Below are 24,705 nucleotides of genomic sequence, written 5' to 3'. Positions count from 1 at the left end.
AAATCAAATAGGAGTTCTATAGTAAATTACTGACATAATAAATTACATAAGTGACATCTCGTGTCGCAATGATGTTTCAGCTACTGAAACTAAACACAGTAAACCAGATTGCTAGATTGAAAATCTGGCTAGTCGTCTTGAGTAAAGCTTATTGACTCAAAAATTACCTGGATGTCCTCCGAGCAGCGTCTACAACACAAAAGCGATGCATTACAGGAACATTATGACCTACTAGCCGAGAAGTTAAAAAGGTTACGTCGTGATTATGCGATCGCAGCAGATACTCTTATTCGCTTCCAATTAGAAAAGCAAATTGAACAAACAGAAGCTGAACTAAATGAATTAACTCAACAGCTTGATGATTTGGAACTAGCTCTATGTAGTGGAAGAGTGTATCGTGCTTTATTGAAATTGGGCTATCGAGAGCAGACGCGAGCATTTCGGAGAATTATTGAGACTCATTCAGTAGCAGCTTTTCTAATCCACGGTTCACTTTACTATGGTCAACGTTGGTTATTGAATAGGTTAGTAGTACAAAATGTTCCCAATATTATGACGGGAAAGGTTGTACGAATTGAACTCAATCGCATTGCTCGGAGAAGTGACAGTGCTGCATTGTGGCGTGAACTTAGTGGTAGAGTTGGTCTGGGTAGGCAAAGCTCAATTGCTGAAATTGCTGAACGAGTTTATCAATGGTGGCTAACTCAGAATGTCCTGTTAATTTTATACGATGTCGATTGTCTTTCAGAAACTCTTTTACACGATCTGATTCGAGATTTTTGGTTACTATTAGCGACTAAAGTTAAAACGGCTAGCCCACAAGCGAGTCAATTCAAATTATTAATGTTCCTGGTAGATTATGATGGCTGCGTAGGTAGTTGGAATCTTCCTTTTGTAGAAAGGCTCGACCCTACCTGGAAGCCAGATAACCCTATAAAACTACCTGAGATTAATCAATTTTCTGATGATGAACTGACTAACTGGCTAGAGTTTGCAGAGGACGAATTGCCGACTAAATTGATAGATCAGTTAGATGAAACAGTACAAACAATACTGAAAAACAGTGATAATGGCATTCCAGAACCCGCATTGGGCGAAATTTGTCAGATGTCTGGCTGTAATTGGTATGACGAAGAGGAAAAATGGTTAAGGCTGTAGGCGGAAAACTCTTGGAATATACAGGTAAAGTGCAGCCCCAACTAGGAGAAAGGGGGGTGAATGGACAGTTGTTATATCCCTATTTGCCTAATCCTCAACTGGTAGAAGCAGTCAACTTAGCAATTTTTTTGGAACGTCCCTTACTGCTTAAAGGTGAACCGGGATGCGGTAAGACTCAACTTGCAAGTGCAGTTGCTTACGAGCTAGGTTTGAACTTGGAAGCTTGGTATGTCAAATCCACTAGTCGAGCAAGGGATGGCTTGTATAATTACGATGCGGTTGGACGTTTGCGGGATGCCCAGCTAGCGGCTTCCAATCGGCTGACAGCAGAACAAATTCAGCGAATTGATGACCCAGCTACCTATGTACGCTGGGGCCCTCTGGGAAGATCTTTTCAGCAAGAAAATCGCACTGTCGTACTGATTGATGAAATTGATAAAGCTGATATTGACTTTCCCAACGACCTGCTGCTGGAATTAGATGAGCGGCGGTTTATTGTTGAGGAAACAGGTCAGGAAATTGAAGCAAAGGCAGCACCAATTGTTTTAATTACCAGCAATGATGAAAAAGATTTGCCGGATGCCTTCTTGCGAAGGTGTTTGTTTCACTATGTTGAATTTCCTAGTCGTGAGCGGTTGATACAAATCGTTAACGCTCTGTTTCCTACTTCACCCCAAGCTTTGGTGGATAAAGCCATAGTTCGCTTCCTACTATTGCGGGAGGAAATGCGAAAAGATAAAGGTGAGGCTGGCAAGAAAGTCAGCACCAGCGAATTAATTGACTGGTTTCGCGTCCTGCGTCGGTATCCTCAAGATGAGGCTCTGGCAAAACTGGATGGCAAAATACCTTATGCTGGCGTGTTGCTGAAAAGTTGGGATGACCATATACGTTATTTGAGACAGAGCCGTGGACGTGAATGATTTGCCTCTACTAGAACTTTTTACTAAACTGCGCGAAGCTGGCTTACCGCTAGGAATTGATGAGTATCAGTTAGTTTTGCAAGCTATGCAAGCTGGCTTTGGAATTAATGACCAAGCTGCTTTAAAGCGTCTGTGTCAGACTTTGTGGATCAAATCTACAGAGGAAATGCAGTTATTTGAGTCTTACTTTGAAGAGGTAATGAGCAGTAAGGCTGTCTTGGCAACCTCGTCAACATTGCCTACTCGGCAACGTCAACTTTCTCTAATAACTCGCTATGTAGCTTTAGCAGGAGCTTGCATTATAGGAGCCGGGATTGTTTGGGGGATAACAAGCAGAAATCAAAATCAGACTACCAAAGATTCAGCAATTACATCTCAAACGCCCGGATTAATTAATCTAACTCCAACTCCAGGAACGAATCCTAGTGCGACTACAGCACCGCAGACGAATCAAACCCAGAACAAGAGTAATTGGAAAGCGATCGCCTCATTTATAACTCTCGGTTTTCAAATAGTTGGAGTAGGGTTAGCTTCTATATCTGTCTTCACTACTATATATACAATTATTAGATGGCTGACTCAGCAATTATCTAAACAAACAGCCAATGATGATAACTCCCTTCTCCAAGCAAGTATAAACACACCCACTTCAGATATCTCTTCAAGTTTGACTCAAGTAATTGAAGATGAAGTACAAGTCGCTCAAGCAGTTTTGCAAGCAACCAGCAGGAACAACCAAACTTCTTACAATCAGTTTATTCTTTCTTTTGATTACCTACCTGTTACTCAACGGCAGATGAAGCAGTTGTGGCGGTACTTGCGCCGGATGAGCCGGGAGGGAGTACCAACTGAGTTGGATATCGAAACAACAATCAAACAAATTGGATACCAAGGCACTTTTTTAGAACCTGTAATCGTACCGCGTCGGGTGAACCGAACTGAATTGCTGTTACTTATTGACCAAGATGGTTCGATGATACCGTTTCATTCTTTATCACAACGCTTGGTAGAAACTGCTCTCCGAGGAGGACGTTTAGGAAGATCCAATATCTATTACTTTCATAACTGTCCAGTAGAATATCTTTACCAAGACCCTAATCATCAACAAGCTAAACTAATTGAAAATGTTTTAGTCCAATTGCGTCAAGAACGAACTGTTGTACTAATCTTTAGTGATGCAGGTGCAGCTCGTGGTGGTTTTAATTCAGAACGTATTGATTTAACTGGGGTGTTTGTGAAACAACTCAAGCAATGTGTTCGCTATATTGCATGGCTTAATCCAATGCCAAGATCGCGTTGGCTTGGCACTACATCTGGAGAAATTGCCCATCTAATCCCGATGTATGAAGTCAACCGCCGAGGCATGCAGGACGCAATTGATGTCTTGCGCGGACGCTCTCCGAACTTTAAGGAGCGGATAAAATGAGTAAAATCCAACCTGAAGTGGCTAACCGACGCATTGAGTCTTTTAAAAAACGTTTTGGAAAAGCCCACTTGTATTTAGTTTATCATGCGGCTTTTCCCTTAGCGCTCACACCCGATTTGTTATATCGTTTATGGGCCAACTTCCAGCGAGATATTCATGGTCAAGTGCTAAATATCCCTTGGGTGAGTGTAGCAGATATGTTGCTTTCTAGCCTGTGTAATAAAGTTGGGTATGAACTATATGAGATGGATTTACCAATACGAAAGGAATTGCTTAAATGCTTGAAGGAAGACCCACATTTTGGTAAACAGCGACTTGATGAACTTGCTAACTTTTTACTCGATTACATTCATCCACAACTACGTAACGACGATCCTAATATTCAAGACCTTGCCCAAGCTCAACGATGGGCTGCGTTAGCTTATGTACTTCCTCGTAAAGCAGTTCGTGAACTAGCATTTATTTTATCAAAATTGGATCAAAATCGAGATCAAGCAGAAATATTACGATTAGCTTCATTAGTAGAAACAGTTGGTGAATCACTCGCAGAATTTGAGCCACTATTAATATACACCCGTGGAATGAGAAGCTTAATTCGTGGTGATTTAGAAAGCGCAAAAGCTCAGTTTACAAAAGCTACTATTTATCAAAAAACAATCCAGATTGCTGGTATAAACTTACTTGTTCCTGAAGAAATTATCAAAGTAACAGCGCATTCTATAAATGACGTTAGCCGATTAGAAAAACAAAAAGTTACGACTTCAATTATTAAAATATTTAGTACTCAAACAGCAAGTAGACAAAAGTTAATTAACAATAGTGAGACTTCATCTAGTAGATTGAACTTTAGCAGAGTAATTTTTGTAAGTTTGCTGATAACGGGTTTTGTTACAGGGATTAGATTCTTAGGAATACTGGAAAATACGGAAATTTCAGCCTATGACCAAATGATGCGATCTCGTCCTGCCGAAGGACTCGATCCTCGACTGTTGATCATCACAATTGACGATGAGGATTTAGCAATTCAAAGACAAAATGGCGAGTCCTTGAGCGGATCTTACATTTCTGAAAAATCTCTCAATAAACTACTGGCAAAAGTGAATCAATACAAACCACGCGCCATCGGCTTGGATATCTACCGTGATTATAAGGCCAAAGAGCCAGATTTAATTACTCGTCTCCAGCAAACTCAGAACTTGGTTGGCCTATGCAAGGGGAGCGATAGCTCAGTAAATATCCAAGGCATTCAGCCTCCACCAGAAATCCCCACAGGAAATCTGGGATTCAGTGACTTTATTCACGATCGCGATGGAGTTATTCGTCGGCATCTTCTGTTCATGAATCAGGAGACGACATCATTGTGTTCTACTCCCTATTCCTTCAGTTTACAACTAGCATCTTTCTATATGCGCCCTTTAGGAATTCAAACAAAGTTTACCCCTGAAGGAAATTTGCAGTTGGGTAAGACTATTTTTGAGAATCTGAAGTCTCGTACTGGTGGCTATCAAAATATTGATGCTAATGGCGGTCAAATCTTACTCAACTATCGTTCTTCAAAAGAAATAGCCGAACAGGTAAAGCTAACGCAATTTTTATCTAGTCCAATTAACCCCAGCGCCATCAAAGACCGGATTGTTATTATTGGTGTGGTGGCAAAGGGAGATTCTCCAGACACTTGGCCGACACCCTATGGCATTTCTTTAGATGAGCAAATGCCAGGACTACTGGTGCAAGCTCACATGGTCAGCCAGATCCTTAGTGCAGTCCAAGATGGGCGGCCGTTGCTACGGGCTTGGTCGTGGTGGGCGGAGGTCGCCTGGATTTGGGGCTGGTCTTTAATTGGGGGAGTCTTGGCTTGGCGCAGGCTTTCCTTACCCTGGTTATTGTTTGCAATCGGTGTTACTTCTAGCGTTTTGTATATACTTTGCTTTGGTCTGTTCATTTCGGGTGCTTGGGTGCCTTTCGTACCGTCGGCTTTATCACTGGTAGCTATGGTGAGCTTGATGTCAATTTATAATAATTCAAAAACAAAAGTGCGTGTGGGGAATAGAGAATGGGGAACAGGGGAGAAGTTGCAGTAAGTTTTTCCCCTCTGCCCAATCTAAAATCTAAAATCGTATGAGATAAAGTTTTTATGAATTCAAATTCACAACCGATAAAACTGTTTTTAGTAGTAGCTTTTAGCTGTACAAGTTTATTAGTTAGTCTGGCTCGAATACTCGCGAAACCAACCCCTAATCGTTCTAGTGCTAAAACGATCCTTGCTCAAGGCAAAACCTTTAATCAACCTCCAATTCCAACTGGCCGCCCTCCTGGAGGCCGCGTTCGTGGTGGAGGAAGGCGCGGGTAAGTAGCTGCATGGCCAGTTACAAAACTTGAATTGACTGCTTTCGCGCCCTTTACTGAGGAAGATAATTCAGTGATCAATACTTGAGCACAGACAACAGTAGATAGAACATCAAATTCAACAAGCTACTGATAAATAAGTAGTTGCAAGGCTTCAAAATGAGCAAAGACTTGATTTAGCTGAATCGTAAGTAATAGCTGATCTATAAATTATAAAAGGCGATCGCATTCCTCACTCACCGTATGACAAACCAAACTTTTACCAACGGTTATGCATTACTTATTGGCATAGGTGCTGATTTACCTGTCACAGTCAAAGATGCAACTGCTTTAAAAGATGTACTAATTGACCCAAGTCGCGCCGCCTATCCATCAGAACAAGTCATACTGCTAACCGAAACCTTTGCAACTCGGCAAAACATCCTCGCAGCTTTTGACCAAATCATCACCCAAGTCAATCAAAATCCTGATGCAACTTTCATCATTTACTACTCTGGTCACGGTGGACGCATCCAGCGCACCAATGAATACTTCCTTGTACCATTCGGTTATGACCCCAGTCAGCGCGCAGACACAGCTATCTCAGGTGTAGAATTTACCCAAAAGATTGAAGCAATTACAGCGCGTAAACTCGTAGTTTTATTAGATTGCTGTCATGCTGGTGGCGTTCCAGCTTTGAAGGAACCAGGGGAAACCTTTGTAAAATCACCCTTACCGCCGGAACTGTTAAATGTGCTAGGAACAGGAAGCGGTCGAGTTGTGGTTGCTTCTTCGCGAGAAGACGAATATTCCTACACAGGTCAACCCTACAGTGTTTTTACAGATTGCTTGTTGGAAGCTTTGCAAGGTAAAGCAGCTATGAATAAAGATGGATATGCACGTATTCTTGATATTTTAGTTTACTTATTTGACCAAGTACCTAAAAGAGCATCAGGGCCGCAACACCCGTTTGTAAATAAAGTGCTGGATTTGGGCGATAATTTTCCCCTTTGTTATTACGCAGGTGGAAGTAAATTTTTATCTGGTGAAGCAGCAACTATTGAAACTAGTCCAGTTTCTACCAGCTTAACTCTTGGACAACGACGGCGATCGCAATAAAAACTAGACGCACTTCAGGCAGAATTTGACATCCGCAGCCAGAAGTTTAAGCAGATGAAGAAAGCTGTAGCTATTGAGGCTAGTACCGCAATTAAGTTTCAATTAGAACAGCAGCTTCTTGATGAAGAGATAAAACTGGCACATCTTAGCGATGAACTAGATAAAATTGAGTCTGCATTTCAATCATGAGACTTATGTAAATATACAGTTATTTGGCGCATATAAATCAGGATTTCTCCACCTAGAAAACAAGGAAAATAGAGATATTCAGTTAATTGGTGTTTGTTTATACTATTTCAACTTTTTGTAATCGTTATACTTATAACTTAGGTTCTACCTGGGAATTAGGAAGTGGCTTTGCCACTTCTTTTTATTTGTCTGGTAGCATAGTAAAAAATAAATTAAAAGTTAAAAGTAACTTTGCTCAACTTTTAACCTTTATTAATTGTTATACAATTTCACAAAATATCTGCTAAACATACATTTGTAGGAGCATACATCTGTACACCCCTACAAACGATTAATTGTTGCAAAGATTGTTGACAATGGGATGAGATCGTGTGCTTTTAATTGGCCAAGCAGTCTGACAGACTCTGGTCATATAGACATGATACTAGTCATTACTCATTGTATCTTGCCATCTCTCACGCTTGGGTTTACTTTCCACTTCGTGCGATCGCGCTTCTTGCCAAGTCCCCCACATTAGCGATTGCTGTTTTTCAACATGGTTAATAAACTGCATAATTGACTGATCTACTTTCATGGGAGTTTTCAAATCAAACTGAATTGTTTGGAGAACCTTAATATCACCCATGAGAAAGAACTTACCTGCAACCTTGGTCAACCATAACACAATTCGATTGCATAATAAACCAAAAATTCCTTTACGTTTTTTAGTCATCAATAGAACTTGACCTTCAGCTTTTCCTCCTTCGTGCAGGCGAACTGCTAACATCGTGTGGACATGGAAGAAATCGGGGCCTAGTGTCAAAATACTAATGCTACCGTACCAATAGCAAACACTGTAAGTTATGGCATTTTTGTAGAAAAGACGGATAAGCTTAATGAAAGAGAAATTGTCTTTGATGGGTTTAGTGTTACTGAAAATAATTGCATTTTCGTTAAGTTCCTGTCTTTCAAAAATAATTTCTATTGGCAGTTTGTGAACTGTATTGAGGTGTTGAGCATCGATGGTGTTAATCATCACCACGTTGGGGTGACAGTTCATCAAGAAGTGAGAATGGATAGCAACATCACACTCTTTTTGTTCCAACTCTGGAACAAAAGGTAAGGGTTGTTGTGGTATTTCTCCAGTCCAAACCCAAATCATCCCGTATTTTTCAGCAGTGGGCCAAGTTTGTAACTTTAGAGAAGACGGTGTATCTAAACATGGGATATCAATACACATCCCCTCAGCATCAAACTTCCAGTGGTGGAAAAAACAACGTAGTGCATTACCTTCTACTTTGCCTTCAGCAAGATGAGCGCCCATGTGGGGACAGTAGGCATCAAAGGTAACTACTCTTTTGTCTTTACCACGGTAAATTGCTAGTTCTCTACCCAAAATCTTGACAGGTTTTACTTCACCCACCCGCAGATTTTGAGAAGGTATTACCCAATACCATCCCTCAATAAAACGCTCTGGATTATTGAAAATTTTAGCTTTACGGATTGAGCTATAAGTCTGCGAGTTGAGATTCATTTTTATGGTTTCACTTGAAGTGAAGCAGTTAATCTATAGGTAACATGGCAACTCAAAAAAAACAGTTACTTACAGTACCAGGAGAAACAGTTACCCAATAATTAATAGAATTCAGAAGTAAAAATATTATTAACATCAAAAATCTGATAATTCAATATCAACTAAACTCAACTAATACCCATTTACGATAGATATTTGAAAAAATAAAACTTAGTAAAATATCTAATTAAATAAAGATTACAACTAACTACTGATGCCGATATTTTGCTAAGTTTTAAAGTATTTAATTAATCAAAAATATGTAATAATGATTACAGCACTTGGGAAAATATACCATGTTAACTCAAGATAAAAAACTACTTTTAATTGGTCAAGTAACAGATTTAAGCGGCATCCCTATCAGGACAATTCGTTATTACGAGAGTCTAGGTTTAATCAATTCATTAAGACGAACAGAGGGAGGCTTTCGCCAGTTTTCATTAGATGTGCTAACTCGTCTAGCATTCATTAAAAGGGCACAAAATCTTGGTCTTAGTTTAGAAGAGATTGGAAATATTCTTCAAGTTTACGACCAAGGGCAAACTCCCTGTGGCGACATTAAAGAAAAACTTGAAGAGAAGGTTTCGCAGATTGATCGCCAAATTGATCAGTTGTTAACTTTACGCTCTGAAATCAAGGGATTACTTTCAGGCTGGAAGAATATCAGCAACCATCATGAAGAGACAATTTGTCCGATAATTCAAAATACTCCTCAGTGCTGACAATAACGCTATTTTATGACTCTCACAAGATAAAAATTAGAAACCAATGTTTCTGATTAGTTTTGATAAATCTAGGCATAGGTTGGGTTGAGGAACGAAATCCAATACCAAGAATTCTTGATTTTGTTGGATAACACTAAAGTTCAACCCAACCTACAAATATTTTATTTTTTCAGATTAATAAAAGAACACTAATCAGGAATCAGGACTTTTATAGAGAAGAAACCACCACAACTCTATTCCAATTAAGGTTAAACCAGCGATCGCAACCCCAACTTTCAAGCCCAAAGGTTGCTCGATCCGGTGAAATTGCCTGGTTTGTTCTGACGAGTGGGCTGGCATTTCTGCTAATGTTACACCTGATATTCTAGTGACTAGCACTAAAGCAATCAGGCTTACCCAAAGCGTTTTTTTACTGAACATTTCCTAAATTAACCTGCAATTATGAGATAGTTTTTGGTTGAAAGTTACGCAATCTGAGAGCATTGCTAACAACAGACAGCGAAGAAAGAGCCATCGCACCTCCGGCGATAATTGGATTGAGTAACCAACCAAATATAGGGAACAAAATTCCTGCCGCAATGGGAATACCAATGACGTTGTAAATAAAAGCAAAGAAGAGATTTTGCCTAATGTTGTTGATGGTGGCGCGACTAAGTTGAATAGCTGTCACAATTAAGAGCAAATCGCCAGAAATTAGAGTGATATCGCTAGCTGCGATCGCTACATCTGTTCCCGTACCAATGGCAATTCCCACATCAGCCTGTGCTAAGGCTGGTGCATCATTTATGCCATCACCTACCATTGCGACAATTGAGTGCTGAGTTTTGAGTGAGAATTTATCAGAATTCTCTCCCCTTACTCCTCTGCTCCTTTGCTCCCTTGCCCCTCGGTCACTGAGCGTAGCCGTACCACTTCGTGGAAGCAAGCTACGCGCAGCGTCTCGTAGAGAAGTGCTGCCCCTCTGCTCCCCTTGTAAAGATTGGATAATCGCCGCCTTTTGATCTGGACGCACTTCGGCAAAGATTCGCCCGATGCCAACTTGTCTTGCGATCGCTTCGGCAGTTTTACGATTATCTCCGGTAAGCATTACTACTTCTAAACCTAACTTCTGTAAGGCTTTCACCACTGCTGCTGATGAAGGTTTTAGGGCATCAGCAATACCCATTATTCCTTGTAGTTCGCCATCTACAGCAATCAAAATAACTGTTTTCCCAGCAGCTTCCCAGGCATCTTTATACTGCTGGAGACTCATGGTGTTAATTCCAAGTTCTGTTAACCAGCGTTGTGTACCAATTTGCACAAGCTGATTGGCAACAACTGCTTGCACACCACTACCTGCATTAGCCACAAAGTTCTTTGCATCTATTAAATTCACTTCTTGAGACTGGGCATATTTCACCACCGCTTCAGCTAAAGGATGCTCAGAATTGCGTTCTACCGTTGCTGCTAATTGTAAAAGCTGGAGTTCATTAGCATTAGCTGTGCCGTTGACAGTTACAAAGTCTGTAACCGTCGGTTTCCCCTGAGTCAAAGTACCGGTTTTATCTAAAACAATGGTTTTAATTTTGTGTGCTAGTTCTAAGCTGTCTGCACCCTTAATTAAAATGCCATTTTCTGCACCTTTGCCTGTCCCTACCATTACAGAAGTGGGAGTAGCTAAACCCAAAGCACAAGGACAAGCGATAATCAATACACCCACCGTTGTCATTGTTGCTAGGGTAAGGTTGCCAGTGAAGTTAAACCAAATGACGAAAGTGGCGATCGCAACGGCAATCACAGCTGGTACAAACCATCCAGTCACTTGATCTGCCAAGCGCTGAATTGGTGCTTTAGAACCTTGGGCTTGTTGCACTAGTTTGACGATTTGAGCCAAAAACGTATCATTTCCGACTCGTGTCACCCGAAACTGAAATGCACCTGCACCGTTAATCGTCGCCCCAATCACCTCATCTCCTGGTTGCTTTTTGACTGGCAAACTTTCACCCGTCACCATCGCTTCATTTACCGTTGAAGCGCCTGTAATCACTTCGCCATCTACCGGAATTTTTTCACCAGGACGCACCAAAATTACATCGTTGATTCTGACTTCGGCAATGGGAACATCAATTTCTCTACCATCACGGATCACTCTGGCATCTCTAGCTTGCAATCCAATGAGTTTGCGGATGGCTTCAGAAGTTTGTCCCCTAGCGCGATTTTCCAACAACCGCCCCAGCAAAATTAAGGTAATAACAATGGCGGCAACTTCATAATAAAGATGAGGTATCAAGCCCTGAGCAATAAAAAATTTTGGGAAAACAGTGACAAACAAAGAATATAGATACGCTGCACTTGTACCCAAAGCGATTAGCGTGTCCATCGTTGCTGTATGGCGCTTGAGGGATTTCCAAGCATTCCGATAAAAAGATCCTCCACACCAGAACACCACAGGTGTTGTCAGCACTAACTGTACCCAAGGATTTTGCAAGAAACTTGGAATTAAGGGTAAATTTAGCCCAGTCATCATAGGTAACGACCCCAAAAGTAGAAAAATGCTGATTACACCTCCCACTCCTACCTTGAGCGAGAGTTGGCGTTGTAATGCTTGCCTACTCGCAATCTCTGCATCATCTTCTTCAGAGAGCAATTCTGACTGGAGTGAGTAAGAAGAGTATCCCGCAGCTGTGATCGCACCTTGGATTTTCTCTAAATTCGCTAGAGAGCGATCGTACTTGATAGTGGCTTGCTCTGCTCCAAAATTAACGTTGCAGTCAATTACCCCAGAAACAGAGCGAATCGCCTTTTCGATGTTGCTGGCGCAAGCAGCACAACTCATGCCTCGAAGTTTGAGTGTGAGAGTATCCATATTGAGGATCGGGGATTAGGGATTGGGGATTAGGGGTTAGGGATTGGGGGTTAGGGATTGGCAATTGGTCATTCTCCCAGTCCCCAGTCCCCAATCGCCTTTCTTTAGCCGACTGGATAGCCAGCAGCAGCTAATGCTTCCTTAATAGCTGTTTCTGATGCTTGAGTTTGGACATTAACAAGCTTGGTTGTTGGATCGGCCTGAACGCTAGCATTGGCATCGACTGCCTGAAGTGCTTTGGTGATCTTGCTTGCACAAACAGAACAAGACATGCTGGGAACTGTGAGTTGGAGAGTCATAGATTTACGGGATAAAATGAACAACCTAGCCAGATCGAGCTGGATGACTGAGACGTATTCCTCACACGTCAGAAATTTCTGGTTGAGGATCGCCTTGAATTCATCCTAGACTCTCTAGCCGGCTAGAGAGTCTAGAGATTTTTAAAAGTTTTTCGTTAAACTTCAAATTTCTTTACAACTTTGGTTCAGTTGAATAACCGTTGTCCATCAAAAATACAACGTACTACAAAACCCTTGTCATCCGATGAAACTGTGTGTTATTAAGGCTATATAACCACATTACTCAAAATTAACCTGTTGCTTTCCCCACAGTTCTGGGAAAACAACCCTCTGCACCACCACAGACGCGGCTGCTGAACCCAAGTCTCCTCATCTCTTCACAACAAAGGGTCTTTTTTAAGACCTTATTTGGAGTTTTCATGCAGCCAAAAAATCTTAAACGTCTCCTGCGTGCCTTAGAGCGGCAAGGTTTAGATGTCACTTACAACAATTGTACTTATTCAGTTCGTTTAGTTAATTCTCCTGATGCACCTGTAGCAGAAGTGCTACTACCAAAAGATTTCCCCGTAGAAGCTAAGGCACTGAAGCAGTTAGCCAATTTAGCAAGCGTCCGCCACCCGTCAGGTGGATGTGTTTGCCGTGCCTGTGCCACACCTGATTTTCACCCAGGTGATGCGGGTGTTGCCATTGGTTCAGTCGTAGAAACCGTGGGTCAGGTTATCCCTGGTGCTGTCGGTTCTGACATCAATTGTGGGATGCGCCTGCATATTGTTGATTTGACAATCGAGAAATTCCTCGCAAAGCGCGACCAATTCGTAGAACGGATGAAGGGGGATTACTTCTTCGGTACGCGTGATGTGACGATGACTGCTCGTACAATGCGATCGCTATTTCAATATGGAGTTCCTGGTTGGCTGGATGCCATGCTAGACCAGCCTACGGGGAGTGTAGTTAAATCTGATTTACAACAACTTGCCCAAGAGAGCGAACGCATCTTCTTAGGCGGTTCAATGGATGGTGACTGGAAACTTGCGCCTGAAGAATTGGTTCCCGATACTGGACTAGTACGCGATGGCGGACTGGCAACCATTGGCGGTGGCAATCATTTTGTCGAAGTGCAACGGGTTGATAAAGTTGAAAATCGTACACTTGCCCACGCCTGGGGAGTGCGCGAGGGACAGCTAGCTTTTATGATTCACTCTGGTTCTCGAAATGTGGGTAAGTATATTGGGGGAATGTGGCGAGATAAAGCGAAGGCGACTTGGCAAAAAAGTCTGAAGTACCCCGATTCTCAGATTTTTCCTCTCTCTATTTATTCTCACCCCGAATTAGTCGCCAGTTACCTACAAGCTGAGGCCACTGCTGCTAACTATGCTTTTGTCAATCGCCTGCTATTAGCAGAATTGCTACGTCTGCGTTTACGAGAAGTATACAAAGATGTGGAAGCACCTCTAGTTTATGACTTGCCCCACAACATCACCTTGCCAGAAGGTGAAGGATGGGTGACACGCAAAGGTGCAAGTCCTGCTCATGTAGGGCAACCAGTAATTATCCCTGGTTCAATGGGTGCTTATTCTTATCTTATGGTAGGTAAAGGCAATCCAGCATTTTGTAATTCGGCCTCGCATGGGGCGGGAAGAATTCGTTCTCGTTTCGACCTCAGCCGCAAGGGTGCATCTCAAAGCGAGGTGGAACTGGGATTAACTGGAGTAGACTGCATTACCCTACGTGAAGAACGCTGAATTGAAGAAGCACCTGCTGCCTACAAACCGATTCAGTCTGTGATTGATGTGCAGGTTGAGGCAGAAATGGTGGATGTAGTGGCGCGGTTGAGTCCAGTCTTGACATTTAAGGCATAGCTACTAAATAAACGTGCGCCTCTGTTGGAGACGCACGTTAAATAAAAAGCCCCTGGTCAACACCAGGGGTATCCATCTTTATTCCCTTATTTAGAATCGCATCTATGAGGCTATTCTAAAATCATGTTCATGCAATAACTGCATACGACTGATGATTATTTTGCAATTACCTAGTTTAGATAGGAATTAATACTGCGTAGGTTAAGAAAAATTGTAATGAATGTCTTGAATGTCAAGTGCGATCGCAAAAAAAGATAAATCGCTTGGCGATGACAATTTATTAGGGTGGGTTATAGCGCAATACAGTTCAGTTAAGCTTTCCCCTGCTTCCCCTGCTTCCCCTGCCTCCCCTGCCTGCCTTAACAGATAAATTTGCTTAACCCAAGCGTATTGGGTTATAGCGATCGCGTAAAGTTAAGAATATTTGTAGGTTGGGTTTAGCAAAGCCTCAACCCAACCACACATTTTTATGTTTGGGCAACATCCTCTTATACTTATTTATCTGGCTAAAAAACCCTCTCTTGAAATTCACCCAAAAGATCGCCTTACAGTGCAGCTTTAAGCAAAGCGATCGCTCGAACCCACATCATAATACTAATCGGCGCTCCAATTAGAATACCAGCGATCGCCCAGCCTCTCTGATGCGCTTTGAATTGTTCAATACTGCGCCACTGCCTACTTTTCCAAGCCCATGCATTGCCATTAGAACCAAGTGCGATCGCCATTAACCACCAAGCATGAGGTATAAAACAGAATAGCCCGTACCACACTTGATTCGGCCACATCCACAACCAAGGCATCAGAAACGCGCCCCAATTCCAACCGAGAATTTCCTCTGGGACTGTTTCATCGATATTATTTATCCCACATCCAGAATTATTGATTATTTCTTTTAGCGGCAAAAGCTGATTCCTGTTTCCAGATTTGACAGTTAGTCCCGAATTGAGAGCATTCAGTGCAACGCTTGCACTAGTAAATCGTTGTTCGGGAGCGGGTTCTATCAACTTTTGTAACCAACTGACAAAACTGGGACTGAGGTTAACTCGCTCTGTAAATTGCAGTCGCAAATCCTGCTGGGGTAAATCAGATGGGGAAGTTCCAGTGAGCAAATGAATCAAAGTCGCTCCGAGTGCATACAGGTCTGAAGCTGCAACCGCCCGACCACCAAATTGTTCCATTGGAGCATAACCATAAGTACCGACAACGGTAAAAGTAACGCCCTCTCTTGCCGCTTTATCCTGAACTGCACCAAAATCAACTAAATAAATCTGATTATCTTCGCCCCAGATTAAATTACTCGGTTTAATATCTCTATGTAACACCCCTGGATTCAACTCATGTAGATAGGTGAGAATATTTAAAACCTCAACAGCAATTTTTCTCGCTCGCTTTTCACTAAATCTTTTGCCAACAGCAAGTTTATCCTTGAGCGACTCCCCAGGAATATATTCTTGTATTAAGGCAAACCAGAGGGTGCGATCGTCGATACAAAAATAATCTATATATCGAGGGATGCGGGGATGATTTAGCTGTTTAAGAATTTGTGCTTCCCTCTCAAAAAGTTTCAGGTCATCCCACTGCACAGTACCGCCAAAGGCCAAAAGTTTGACCACAACGGTCGAATTTTCGCCATCAGAGGCTTCTAAATCCAATGCTTGCCAAGTTTGACGAATTCCATTGTTGCCGAGTTGGCGCTGGATTTGATAACGATCTTGTAATATTTGTCCTGGTTGCAGCATCTTAACACCTGCTGGCAATTTACGTTGATCTGATTCCCTTATATTCAAGGATAGTCATTATCTACAAAAACTGGGGGAGCCTGATAATTTATTGAAAGCACAAAAACTTACTGGAGTACCTAAGTGGTGAGAAAATTTAGAACACTTGATGAATTTGAAGAAGAGTACTTCCGTAAGCACCCAGAAGAAATCGACAATTATTTGACGGAGATATTTCAGGAATATGTAGAAGACAACGATTCCGGTGCGTTGTTGGCATCCTTGCGCGTCGTTGCTCGTGTACGAGGAATTAGTGAAATAGCCGATCAAATAGGCATAACACGCCGGGGGTAGCAAAAAGCCTTATCCAGCAATGGCAACCCGCGCCTTGAAAACGTCAATTCCATTATGAAGGCGCTGGGATATTGTCTCACGCCACAAAGAATCATGCCTCCATCGGCAGGTGAATCACAACACTAATTATTAATGGTGACACTATTGGGTGCAGAATGTGGGTTAAAGATAAAGCAGATTTCAAGGAAAGTGAGGTACACAAGCTCGCGTCTGTTACCCAGGCATAAAGCGTGTTTTAGTCCTGAATTCTGAATTCTGTATTCTGTATTCTGAATTCTACAGATAATTTTTGCGATAGTAAGCTTGATATTCCGCAGACAGCAGAGGTTCCCACCAATCACGATGATTGAGATACCATTCAACAGTTAAACGTAAACCCTCAGCAATTGTTACTGAAGGTGTCCAACCAAGCTGAGTTTTGATTTTGTTTGCGTTAATTGCATATCTCCTGTCATGTCCCTGCCTATCCTTAACAAAAGTAATCAAATGCTTTGCTGGACGCACTGTTAAATCAGGTGCTAATTCATCCATCATCTGACACAAAAGTTGGACGAGGTTAATATTTTCCACCTCATTATTGCCACCAATGTTGTATGTTTCTCCTGGTTGACCATGATTAATTACCACATCTAAAGCACGGCAATGATCGCCCACATAAAGCCAATCTCGGACATTTTTACCATCGCCATAAACAGGTAATGGTTTCCCGCTCAAAGTGTTGATACACATTAGGGGAATGAGTTTTTCGGGAAACTGATAAGGGCCGTAATTATTAGAGCAATTTGTGATAATCGTTGGAAGTTGATAAGTATGATAATAAGCACGGACTAAATGATCGCTACCCGCTTTGGAAGCTGAATAGGGACTATTGGGCGCGTAGGGTGTGGTTTCACAAAAAGCTGCGTCATCTGTGCCCAGGCTACCGTAAACTTCATCAGTAGAAACGTGCAGGAAACGATAATCAGATGGTTGTGCTTTCGCTTCCCAATATTGGCGAAAAGCTTCCAGCAACGTGAAAGTTCCCACTACATTAGTTTGCACAAAAGCAGCCGGCCCAAGAATCGAACGATCAACATGAGATTCTGCGGCAAAATGGGCGATGGTATCAATATTTTCTGTTGCTAATAGGTTGTCTATGGTGGTGCGATCGCAAATATCCCCTTGCACAAATCGAAAATTCTCTCTTCCCTCAAAGGGCGCCAAATTCAGACGATTTCCCGCGTAGGTAAGCGCATCCAACACCACCACGCGATCGCCTGGATAAGCCTGACACCAATGATGGACAAAATTCGCTCCAATAAACCCCGCACCACCAGTAACTAATAACCGCCGACTCATTGGATTTCCTCTCTTCTCTCTGTAATCTGTGCGCCTCTGCGGTTTGTTTCCATTACTTAAAATATTTCTTCCTCAACTTACCGTATATCTTCTGAGCAAGTAATTTCGCCATCCGTGTTTTCGTCAAACTTTTAATATTAGATGGCTGCTGAATCTTGTGATCGAAAAACTCATTTAACTCATCCACAATAACTTGGAAACGCTTAATAATATTTTCAGTCCGATGCTCAACTAAAAAATTTTCAGACAAGCTCAAAACTACTGACGATTCAATCACCTTCATAATACGTTGCACATCATACTCTTGAGAATATCCAGCAATTTTATAACAATTAAATCCCGGATCTAAGTAATCAGCTAGTCCACCGTTGACACTAGAAAATACTTGACAACCACAAGCGAGAGCTTCCATTGGTTGTAGACCAAATCCTTCACTAACACGCTGTTGTGCCCAGTACTCAGCAGAATCATATAGGTAAACCTTAGCTCGGTTGAATAGTCCAGGTAAATCTTCTATGTATGAGTCAACAACCAATACTTTACAACGTTTTTGCAACGCTGGAATCAATTCTTTAATTAAATATTCCGAAGACTTCCGAGCTTGAACTAAAACATCAATATCCCGTTCCAACCCGAAATTTTGAAACTCATCAGAGATTTGATTGGGCAAATAATAAATCAGAGAATTGGGTGATTTTTCTCCCCAATATCCCATTGTATAGCGGCTAACAGTCATGATTGGAATACTTGCAGGTAGCCTAAACGAATAACCTGGACTATGTGCATGGTAAACAACATTATATTGCTTAAGTTTAGCCACAAGTTGGGGTATATCAAATCCCCAACTGATCACAAAAATTACATCATTTAAATTTTTCTCTTTTAGCAAATCATCAATAAAAAGCTTATCTTTTTCCCTTTGACGGTAAGTTACAACATCAGCATTACAGAAATTCTGAGCTAGATTAAGTGCTTTTAACTCAGCCCAAAGACCACCACAGGCAAATTTGCTATCTGTACCGGGAAGTAAGAAGTAAAGTTTTCTCATAATTTTTTTAGGGCATTAGGTATTGGGCATTGGGAAAGAGGAGGCAGGAGTCAGAAGTACTAAAATGTTTGAATTTTGAATTTTGAATTTTGAATTTTGAATTGATTTCTCCCCTGCCCCCTACCCTTCTCATTCTTGCCAGCCCACTTTAACAAAATGTGCCTCACGCCCCCAAACGTCACGGGTACGGGTAATATTTTCAATTGCTAGGTTAAAAGGAATAGCGGTTGTTAGGTAACGCTGTGCTATAGAACCTAAATCAGGTGCGAGTTCTGCGGCTGTCGTCGCTGCTAATCCTAAACCTATAAGTTGCTCAATTGGTCGAAATGGTAGCAACAGATGCACACCCACAGCTAGCCCAGCTGTTAAGAGCATTGCTACTGACAAATTTGTGCCACAACGGGGATGTACAGCCAAATCCCATTCTCCACTGGTGATGCGATGTCGAGCAAGTGCGATCGCACGCCGCAAATCACTAATATTTACTTCACCGTAGAGGTAAAATCCCTGATCAGTAGATAACCCGCCTAATAGTTCATTATCTAGTTGAACGTTAGTGGTTTGTCCTGTAGCAGGATAAGGGTTTTTTGATTCGCTAAGAACCCAAACCGTAGCATGTTCTAAAGCATGAACCTGCCGCAGCATCAAAATTTCTTTCAACCCTGGAATAAACGATAGCTGTCTGAGTAAGTCGGCATCTTGTGTAGGTTGCGGAAAGTCTGAAAATCGATCTTCAAGACTCGGAACTTTCTCAGATACAGGTGAGGTAAAACCAAAGTTAAAAAATTCAAAGGGAGACGAGCTACCCTGAAAAGAAGCGGAAGTATTCATTGGAACACTACTCCCAAAGCCGATGGGGCAACATAGATTTCTTTCAAATGTAACGCTTGCACTACTGAATTGTTGCTAATTTTTGTAGATGATTGTTTTGTTAGGGCATGGGGCAGAGGGGCAGGGGAGCAGGGGAGGCAGGGGGACAAGGGGGAATTATTGAACAAGTCTCTCCCAAGTCTCCCCCCTCTTCCTTGTCTACCTTGTCTCTTCTTCATACCCTGTTTGGCCAGTCCCCAGTCCCTAATCCCCAGTCCTATATCTGTTCTGCTGAATTTGAGAATGAATTCTGATCTTTATAGTTTCCGAGTCCGAGGGTCAGCTGGCTCCACTAACATAAACTCCGGCTGAGTGAAGGACTCGGAACTTTTGGTAGAATGTTCACACTGAAAACTTAGGCATTAAGAGGGGAAAATCAGTAAACCTCAAAATTGCTTGTGATTATACCAAACCAGAACAATTACGCTACGACTAGGAAATTGTTTATTCTATCTGGTTAGGTAAAGTACAGCAATTAACATCATTCAAACAGACTTTGCCCCACTGTAAAGCCCATCGGACAAGGGCTACTCGATTATCTGTCTCAGTCTTGGTGAGAATATTACTGATATGGTTATCAACTGTACGCTTGCTAATCTCCAGTTTTCCTGCAATCTCTTGGTTAGTTAAGCCAGCGGCTACTAAGTCGATAATTTGCAGTTCTCTGTCTGACAGACTAACGGGGGTCTCAGACTTGCCACCAGCCATGACTATTTCTATCCTCCCTTGGTATATGTACTTAATTGCTCTTTCTAATTCTAGAAGATTCTTTTCTTGGTAGGGGTTTCAAGTGTTAGCAGTAATACGATTGTCAATATTTTCTTTAAATTTCAAATTGGCAAAAATATAAACTATGCGACATTTGATGTAATAAATATAGCTTATTTTGATAAAAATGTTGTCTAAGCACTTAGTTAAAATAAGTGAGAATCGGAAACATATATATGTTATGGGAGTAGTAAAAATTGCTATTTAATTCTATGAAGGACTGGCGACAGATTAACAAAAACTATTGTAGATTTTATACTGTAAATTCCTAATCTTAAATCAAAATCTAAAATTGAAAATGAGATGAGCAATCCCCGTGTTTTGTGCCTTGGTGAAATTTTGTTTGATTGTTTAGCCGATCAATTAGGACTAAAGCTGGAAGAAGTGAAATCTTGGACTCCTTACCCAGGAGGAGCACCAGCTAATGTAGCCTGTGCTTTAGTCAAGCTGGGAATGTCAGCAGGATTTATCGGAGCCGTTGGCGAAGATGAGCCAGGAAATGCACTGGTCAAGCTATTACAAGATGTAGGTGTAGAGACTACGGGAGTACAACGCCATCCTACAGCGCCAACGCGGCAAGTTTATGTTACACGGGATCTGGCTGGCGATCGCACCTTTGCCGGATTTGGTCAGTACGATACCGCAGAATTTGCCGATACTCGCTTGCAAGCTAAACAATTGTCAGATTCGCTGTTTCAAGAAGCAGATTTTCTGGTTTTGGGTACTTTGGAATTAGCCTATCCTGAAAGTGAAGCGGCAATAAACCGCGCTTTAGAGTTAGCAGAACATTACGACTTAAAAATTGTGCTGGATGTTAACTGGCGTCCTGTATTTTGGAAAGAGCCAAACATTGCCCATCAAAAAATTCCAGAATTATTTAAGCGAATTGATTTCCTCAAACTCTCCAAAGAAGAAGCCCAATGGCTATTTGAAACCGCAGATCCCGGAGCCATCACTTATCGTCTAGCTTCAATTGAGGGAGTACTGGTGACAGATGGGGAAAACGGCTGCACTTATTGTCTTGGTGAGAACGAAGGTAAATTACCCTCGTTTTCCATCCCTGTAGTTGATACAACTGGTGCAGGAGATAGCTTTTTGGCAGGATTCATCCACCAACTGAGTAAGTATGGTATCCACAGCTTGCAAGATGCAGAAACAGCAAAACGCATTGTCACTTATGCCAGCGCTGTTGGGGCACTGACTACCATTAAACCAGGTGCGATCGCTTCTCAACCTACTGCTGCTGAAGTCGAAGCTTTTCTCGCCGCACATCAACTCTAAAAATTAGCATAAGCCACTGGGATATCAGCCACCAAAGGCTGATACTCCTGGCTAAAAAATAGACTTCTTGGCATTTGTCGGGAAAAGGGTAAGGGGAAAGGGGAAAAGGTTCTGTATTGTCCCCTTCCCCTTTAACATGAACCCCTTTTCGCCCTCTTGCAAAAAGCACAAATGCCAAGAGGTCTAATGTAAGAAAATCTTCATGCCATTCTGCGGTCATATTGCACAATAAACGCAGTTGCAGAGGGGTCGGTACTGGGTTAACGCGCTCAATTTTTACTTTTAGAAGTTCTGAATTATCCTCAGTGCATAAGAGGAATGCACTCAGGTCAGATAGATTTTAAAATTTGTTAGTTAAATACAGCAGAATTCAGTAATAAAACACGCTTTATACCTGTGTAACAGACGAATAGTTGTGTACCTCACTTTCCTTCAAATCTGCAACAGTTCACCCGTTTGTAATTGATTAATCCGTTTAATTGTACAAATAGGAAGGTGTCCCAATTTATGCACAAAAAACATTAAATCTTTACACTTTTATGATCTGCATAAACAGTAATACTGATATCTATAAGTGAATAGAAAATATAGATTAGCTTAAGGAATTGGTGAAGGATTATGAAAAACATCACAAAATGGCTTTTGGGCTTGGCGATTGTTCCTGCAAGTTTGGTATTGGCATCTAGTCATGTTAAAGCCAGTCAAATTGCTGGTGAGTGGTTCTTTGGTCTCTGGGATTGTAATATTGATGGTAGACCAGCGAAAATGCAGTGGAAAGTAGTTGATGACCCACAAACTAGTTGTAGTGGTAATGTTTGCTCTACTACTTCTGGTGTCCGTCTCGTCGGGCGGTTTAGTGATAACGGTAGTGCGTGGGTTCCTCTAGGAAAACGTTTTTCCAGCAGACAAAAACAGGATTTAGGTATTCGTTATTTAGGTGCAGAACAAGATAACTGGTATCTCAAATACAACAGTAGTACTAAAATAGCAGATGGTTGGACGACATGGCGGGGTAAGCGCTATCCACTACAATGTCGTAATCGCAGATAAACATTTGCTATGCAAAATATGTAAATAAGCGATCGCTAAGTTTGAGTACTAAACACGCCAGCGCTACATTTTTATAAGCTAGTACTTTAGTTTGTCTTAACTTGCTGCCACAGAGTATCAACAGTTACAAACTCATAACCTTGTTGTAGCAGTTGCGGAATGAGAATTTGAATTGTGGCAGCAACATCTTCTCCACCGCAAGCACCATCGTGCAAAACAATTATTGAACCATTTTTGACCTGCTGCATAATTCGCTCTACCACAGTAGTTACACCTGGTCGCACCCAGTCTTCTGGTACAACGCTCCACATAACTGGGCGGTAATTCCACTGAGAGAACAATTTTAAAGTAGCAGGTGTAAAGAAACCATTAGGCGGGCGGACATCTCGCAGTTGTTGAGGTTGCAGGTTGCAGGCATTGTAGATGGCAGCTTGGGTTTTTTCTAAACTGTCCTTCAAGTCATTTGGAGAAAGCATGGGAAAAGAGCGATGATCGTAGCCATGCAATCCGATCCAGTGTCCGCGATCGCTAACGGCTTTAGCAATAGCTGGTGAACGGTTGACGCAAACACCCAACCAAAAAAAACTCGCTGTAATCTTGTAACGATCTAACACTGTCAAGACTTCGGGTGTGTATTGAGGATGTGGCCCATCATCGAATGTGAGTGCGATCGCTTTAGCATGAGAATTTCCAGTCCAAAGGCAGTTGGGAAAACTCGGCTGGAGAATGCGATAGAAAATTGGGAACAGGGGAGCTAGTTGCATTTTGCGTTTATCTGCTGCTGACAACTTTTTGTAGGTGTTGCTTACTAAACTGCGTAGGCGTAGCCCGCACTTCGACAAAGCTCAGTGACCATCGTAGACATCGCACCGCAATGCCTCAATATTCTAGCCAAATTGGATGCCTTGGCAGGCGGTTGCCACAGAAGGGGCGGGATATCTTTGTAACAAAATTTGTAACAGCAATGCTATTTGAGCTAGCACTCGTCTAAATTGATGAGAAATCTACGGGGAATCCCTGAATAAAAGGGTAATGTTGCTCAAAGATATACGAGATTACCAAATACTATTTCTCGGCTTATTCCTAGTCTTGGGAATTGGTACACGAGATTGGACGTTGCGACCAGAGTTGATTGGAGTAGCGATCGCCACAAGTTTAGCAACTCAATGGATATTGTCATGGGTAACAGGCAAAGAACAAGTAGCAAATCTTCGCAGTGCTTTAATTACCTCACTGGGACTGAGTTTATTGTTGCGGGCTGACCACTGGACGACAATGGCAATAGCCGCAGTTCTTGCGATCGCCAGCAAATTTATCTTCCGAGTCGGCGATAAGCATTTCTTCAATCCCGCCAATTTTGGCATCATATCTGCCTTGATTCTCACCCCCGATGCTTGGGTTTCGCCGGGACAATGGGGTGAAGAGTGGTGGTATGGTCTATTATTTCTCGGCACTGGCGGCATGATTTTGCAGCGCATTGGTCGTTGGGACACCACAGCAGCTTTTTTAGGTTCCTACTCTTTGCTAGAGGCGATTCGCAATTTCTGGCTAGGTTGGACTTGGGATGTTTACTGGCATCGATTGATGAGCGGTTCTTTGCTGCTATTTGCCCTATTTATGATTACCGATCCGCGATCGATTCCCAATTCCCGAATTGGGCGTGTAGTTTGGGCAATCTGCATCGCCGGATTGACTTTTATCCTGCGAAATTATTTCTTTGTTTCCACAGCAGTTTTCTGGGCACTGTTTACCCTTGCACCCTTGAGCATCCTGATAGATGTTCTCTGGTTAGCCCCAAGGTTTGCTTGGCAAGAAAAAGATGAGGAAGCAGGAGAAGAACTTCTAACTCAGCACTCCTAAC

The 24,705-nt window shown here is 42.0% G+C and carries 22 protein-coding genes and 1 pseudogene; 13 read left to right on the top strand and 10 right to left on the bottom strand.

Annotation, left to right across the window (positions count from 1 at the left end; all coding sequences use genetic code 11):
• Window positions 1-171: 171 nt before the first annotated feature.
• The 7 genes from RMX98_RS08795 to RMX98_RS08765 all read left to right on the top strand — a co-directional run bounded on the left by RMX98_RS08795 (window position 172) and on the right by RMX98_RS08765 (window position 7,137).
• Window positions 172-1,158: a hypothetical protein gene (locus RMX98_RS08795; protein WP_322676546.1), complete on the top strand. Its 987-nt coding sequence runs from the start codon at window positions 172-174 to the stop codon at window positions 1,156-1,158.
• A complete protein-coding gene (locus tag RMX98_RS08790; protein ID WP_322676547.1) occupies window positions 1,143-2,078 on the top strand; it encodes a MoxR family ATPase in 936 nt (311 codons plus the stop codon). Before RMX98_RS08795 ends, RMX98_RS08790 begins: the two co-directional genes overlap by 16 nt.
• Window positions 2,065-3,504: a hypothetical protein gene (locus tag RMX98_RS08785; RefSeq protein WP_322676548.1), complete on the top strand. Its 1,440-nt coding sequence runs from the start codon at window positions 2,065-2,067 to the stop codon at window positions 3,502-3,504. Before RMX98_RS08790 ends, RMX98_RS08785 begins: the two co-directional genes overlap by 14 nt.
• Window positions 3,501-5,585, top strand: a complete 2,085-nt coding sequence (locus tag RMX98_RS08780; protein ID WP_322676549.1) for a CHASE2 domain-containing protein — start codon at window positions 3,501-3,503, stop codon at window positions 5,583-5,585. Before RMX98_RS08785 ends, RMX98_RS08780 begins: the two co-directional genes overlap by 4 nt.
• Before the next feature lie 53 nt (window positions 5,586-5,638).
• The gene (locus tag RMX98_RS08775; protein WP_322676550.1) at window positions 5,639-5,854 is read left to right on the top strand and encodes a hypothetical protein; all 216 of its coding nucleotides are present in this window, start codon (window positions 5,639-5,641) and stop codon (window positions 5,852-5,854) included.
• Window positions 5,855-6,093: 239 nt separating this feature from the next.
• The gene (locus RMX98_RS08770) at window positions 6,094-6,948 is read left to right on the top strand and encodes a caspase domain-containing protein (protein ID WP_322676551.1); all 855 of its coding nucleotides are present in this window, start codon (window positions 6,094-6,096) and stop codon (window positions 6,946-6,948) included.
• 54 nt (window positions 6,949-7,002) lie between these two features.
• Window positions 7,003-7,137, top strand: coding sequence for a hypothetical protein (locus RMX98_RS08765; protein ID WP_322676552.1), 135 nt, complete (start codon window positions 7,003-7,005; stop codon window positions 7,135-7,137).
• A gap of 424 nt (window positions 7,138-7,561) precedes the next feature.
• On the opposite strand, the gene RMX98_RS08760 is transcribed toward RMX98_RS08765, so the two are convergent.
• Window positions 7,562-8,650, bottom strand: coding sequence for an aromatic ring-hydroxylating dioxygenase subunit alpha (locus RMX98_RS08760; RefSeq protein WP_322676553.1), 1,089 nt, complete (start codon window positions 8,648-8,650; stop codon window positions 7,562-7,564).
• A 335-nt stretch (window positions 8,651-8,985) separates the two neighbouring features.
• Here RMX98_RS08760 and RMX98_RS08755 point away from each other — a divergent pair, with 335 nt between their 5' ends.
• Window positions 8,986-9,411, top strand: coding sequence for a heavy metal-responsive transcriptional regulator (locus RMX98_RS08755; RefSeq protein WP_322676554.1), 426 nt, complete (start codon window positions 8,986-8,988; stop codon window positions 9,409-9,411).
• A gap of 195 nt (window positions 9,412-9,606) precedes the next feature.
• Here RMX98_RS08755 and RMX98_RS08750 read toward each other — a convergent pair whose 3' ends face one another.
• The 3 genes from RMX98_RS08750 to RMX98_RS08740 all read right to left on the bottom strand — a co-directional run bounded on the left by RMX98_RS08750 (window position 9,607) and on the right by RMX98_RS08740 (window position 12,558).
• Window positions 9,607-9,834, bottom strand: coding sequence for a hypothetical protein (locus RMX98_RS08750; protein ID WP_322676555.1), 228 nt, complete (start codon window positions 9,832-9,834; stop codon window positions 9,607-9,609).
• A gap of 19 nt (window positions 9,835-9,853) precedes the next feature.
• A complete protein-coding gene (locus RMX98_RS08745; protein WP_322676556.1) occupies window positions 9,854-12,259 on the bottom strand; it encodes a heavy metal translocating P-type ATPase in 2,406 nt (801 codons plus the stop codon).
• Window positions 12,260-12,363: 104 nt separating this feature from the next.
• A complete protein-coding gene (locus tag RMX98_RS08740; RefSeq protein ID WP_322676557.1) occupies window positions 12,364-12,558 on the bottom strand; it encodes a heavy-metal-associated domain-containing protein in 195 nt (64 codons plus the stop codon).
• A 419-nt stretch (window positions 12,559-12,977) separates the two neighbouring features.
• Here RMX98_RS08740 and RMX98_RS08735 point away from each other — a divergent pair.
• Window positions 12,978-14,417 (top strand): annotated as a pseudogene (locus RMX98_RS08735) (RtcB family protein).
• Between the two features lie 545 nt (window positions 14,418-14,962).
• Here the strand turns inward: RMX98_RS08735 and RMX98_RS08730 are convergent.
• Window positions 14,963-16,156 carry a serine/threonine-protein kinase gene (locus RMX98_RS08730; protein ID WP_322676558.1) on the bottom strand — a complete coding sequence of 398 codons (1,194 nt, stop codon included), beginning with the start codon at window positions 16,154-16,156 and terminating at the stop codon, window positions 14,963-14,965.
• A gap of 123 nt (window positions 16,157-16,279) precedes the next feature.
• Here RMX98_RS08730 and RMX98_RS08725 point away from each other — a divergent pair, with 123 nt between their 5' ends.
• Window positions 16,280-16,489: a hypothetical protein gene (locus RMX98_RS08725; protein ID WP_322676559.1), complete on the top strand. Its 210-nt coding sequence runs from the start codon at window positions 16,280-16,282 to the stop codon at window positions 16,487-16,489.
• A 276-nt stretch (window positions 16,490-16,765) separates the two neighbouring features.
• Here RMX98_RS08725 and rfbB read toward each other — a convergent pair whose 3' ends face one another.
• The 4 genes from rfbB to RMX98_RS08705 form a co-directional block, all read right to left on the bottom strand.
• Window positions 16,766-17,827 carry a dTDP-glucose 4,6-dehydratase gene (gene rfbB / locus RMX98_RS08720; protein ID WP_322676560.1) on the bottom strand — a complete coding sequence of 354 codons (1,062 nt, stop codon included), beginning with the start codon at window positions 17,825-17,827 and terminating at the stop codon, window positions 16,766-16,768.
• Window positions 17,828-17,879: 52 nt separating this feature from the next.
• On the bottom strand, window positions 17,880-18,875 hold the full coding sequence (locus RMX98_RS08715; RefSeq protein WP_322676561.1) for a glycosyltransferase: 996 nt from the start codon (window positions 18,873-18,875) through the stop codon (window positions 17,880-17,882).
• Window positions 18,876-19,004: 129 nt separating this feature from the next.
• Window positions 19,005-19,706 carry a DUF6391 domain-containing protein gene (locus RMX98_RS08710; RefSeq protein WP_322676562.1) on the bottom strand — a complete coding sequence of 234 codons (702 nt, stop codon included), beginning with the start codon at window positions 19,704-19,706 and terminating at the stop codon, window positions 19,005-19,007.
• 483 nt (window positions 19,707-20,189) lie between these two features.
• Window positions 20,190-20,453 (bottom strand): helix-turn-helix domain-containing protein, encoded by a 264-nt coding sequence (locus RMX98_RS08705; protein ID WP_099103136.1) that lies wholly within the window; start codon window positions 20,451-20,453, stop codon window positions 20,190-20,192.
• Window positions 20,454-20,816: 363 nt separating this feature from the next.
• On the opposite strand from RMX98_RS08705, the gene RMX98_RS08700 reads away from it, so the two are divergent.
• Both RMX98_RS08700 and RMX98_RS08695 read left to right on the top strand, forming a co-directional pair.
• Window positions 20,817-21,794, top strand: coding sequence for a carbohydrate kinase (locus RMX98_RS08700; RefSeq protein WP_322676563.1), 978 nt, complete (start codon window positions 20,817-20,819; stop codon window positions 21,792-21,794).
• Window positions 21,795-22,412: 618 nt separating this feature from the next.
• Window positions 22,413-22,844 (top strand): DUF6006 family protein, encoded by a 432-nt coding sequence (locus RMX98_RS08695; protein WP_322676564.1) that lies wholly within the window; start codon window positions 22,413-22,415, stop codon window positions 22,842-22,844.
• Window positions 22,845-22,930: 86 nt separating this feature from the next.
• Here RMX98_RS08695 and RMX98_RS08690 read toward each other — a convergent pair whose 3' ends face one another.
• Window positions 22,931-23,608: a polysaccharide deacetylase family protein gene (locus RMX98_RS08690; protein ID WP_322676565.1), complete on the bottom strand. Its 678-nt coding sequence runs from the start codon at window positions 23,606-23,608 to the stop codon at window positions 22,931-22,933.
• 268 nt (window positions 23,609-23,876) lie between these two features.
• On the opposite strand from RMX98_RS08690, the gene RMX98_RS08685 reads away from it, so the two are divergent.
• Window positions 23,877-24,704, top strand: a complete 828-nt coding sequence (locus RMX98_RS08685) for an RnfABCDGE type electron transport complex subunit D (RefSeq protein WP_322676566.1) — start codon at window positions 23,877-23,879, stop codon at window positions 24,702-24,704.
• The last annotated feature ends 1 nt before the right edge of the window (window position 24,705 follow it).

Source organism: Nostoc sp. DedQUE02, from assembly GCF_034531035.1.
Taxonomy (GTDB): Bacteria; Cyanobacteriota; Cyanobacteriia; order Cyanobacteriales; family Nostocaceae; genus Nostoc.
Note: the sequence above shows the minus strand (reverse complement) of the source record. Positions and strands in the feature narration are given on the sequence as shown.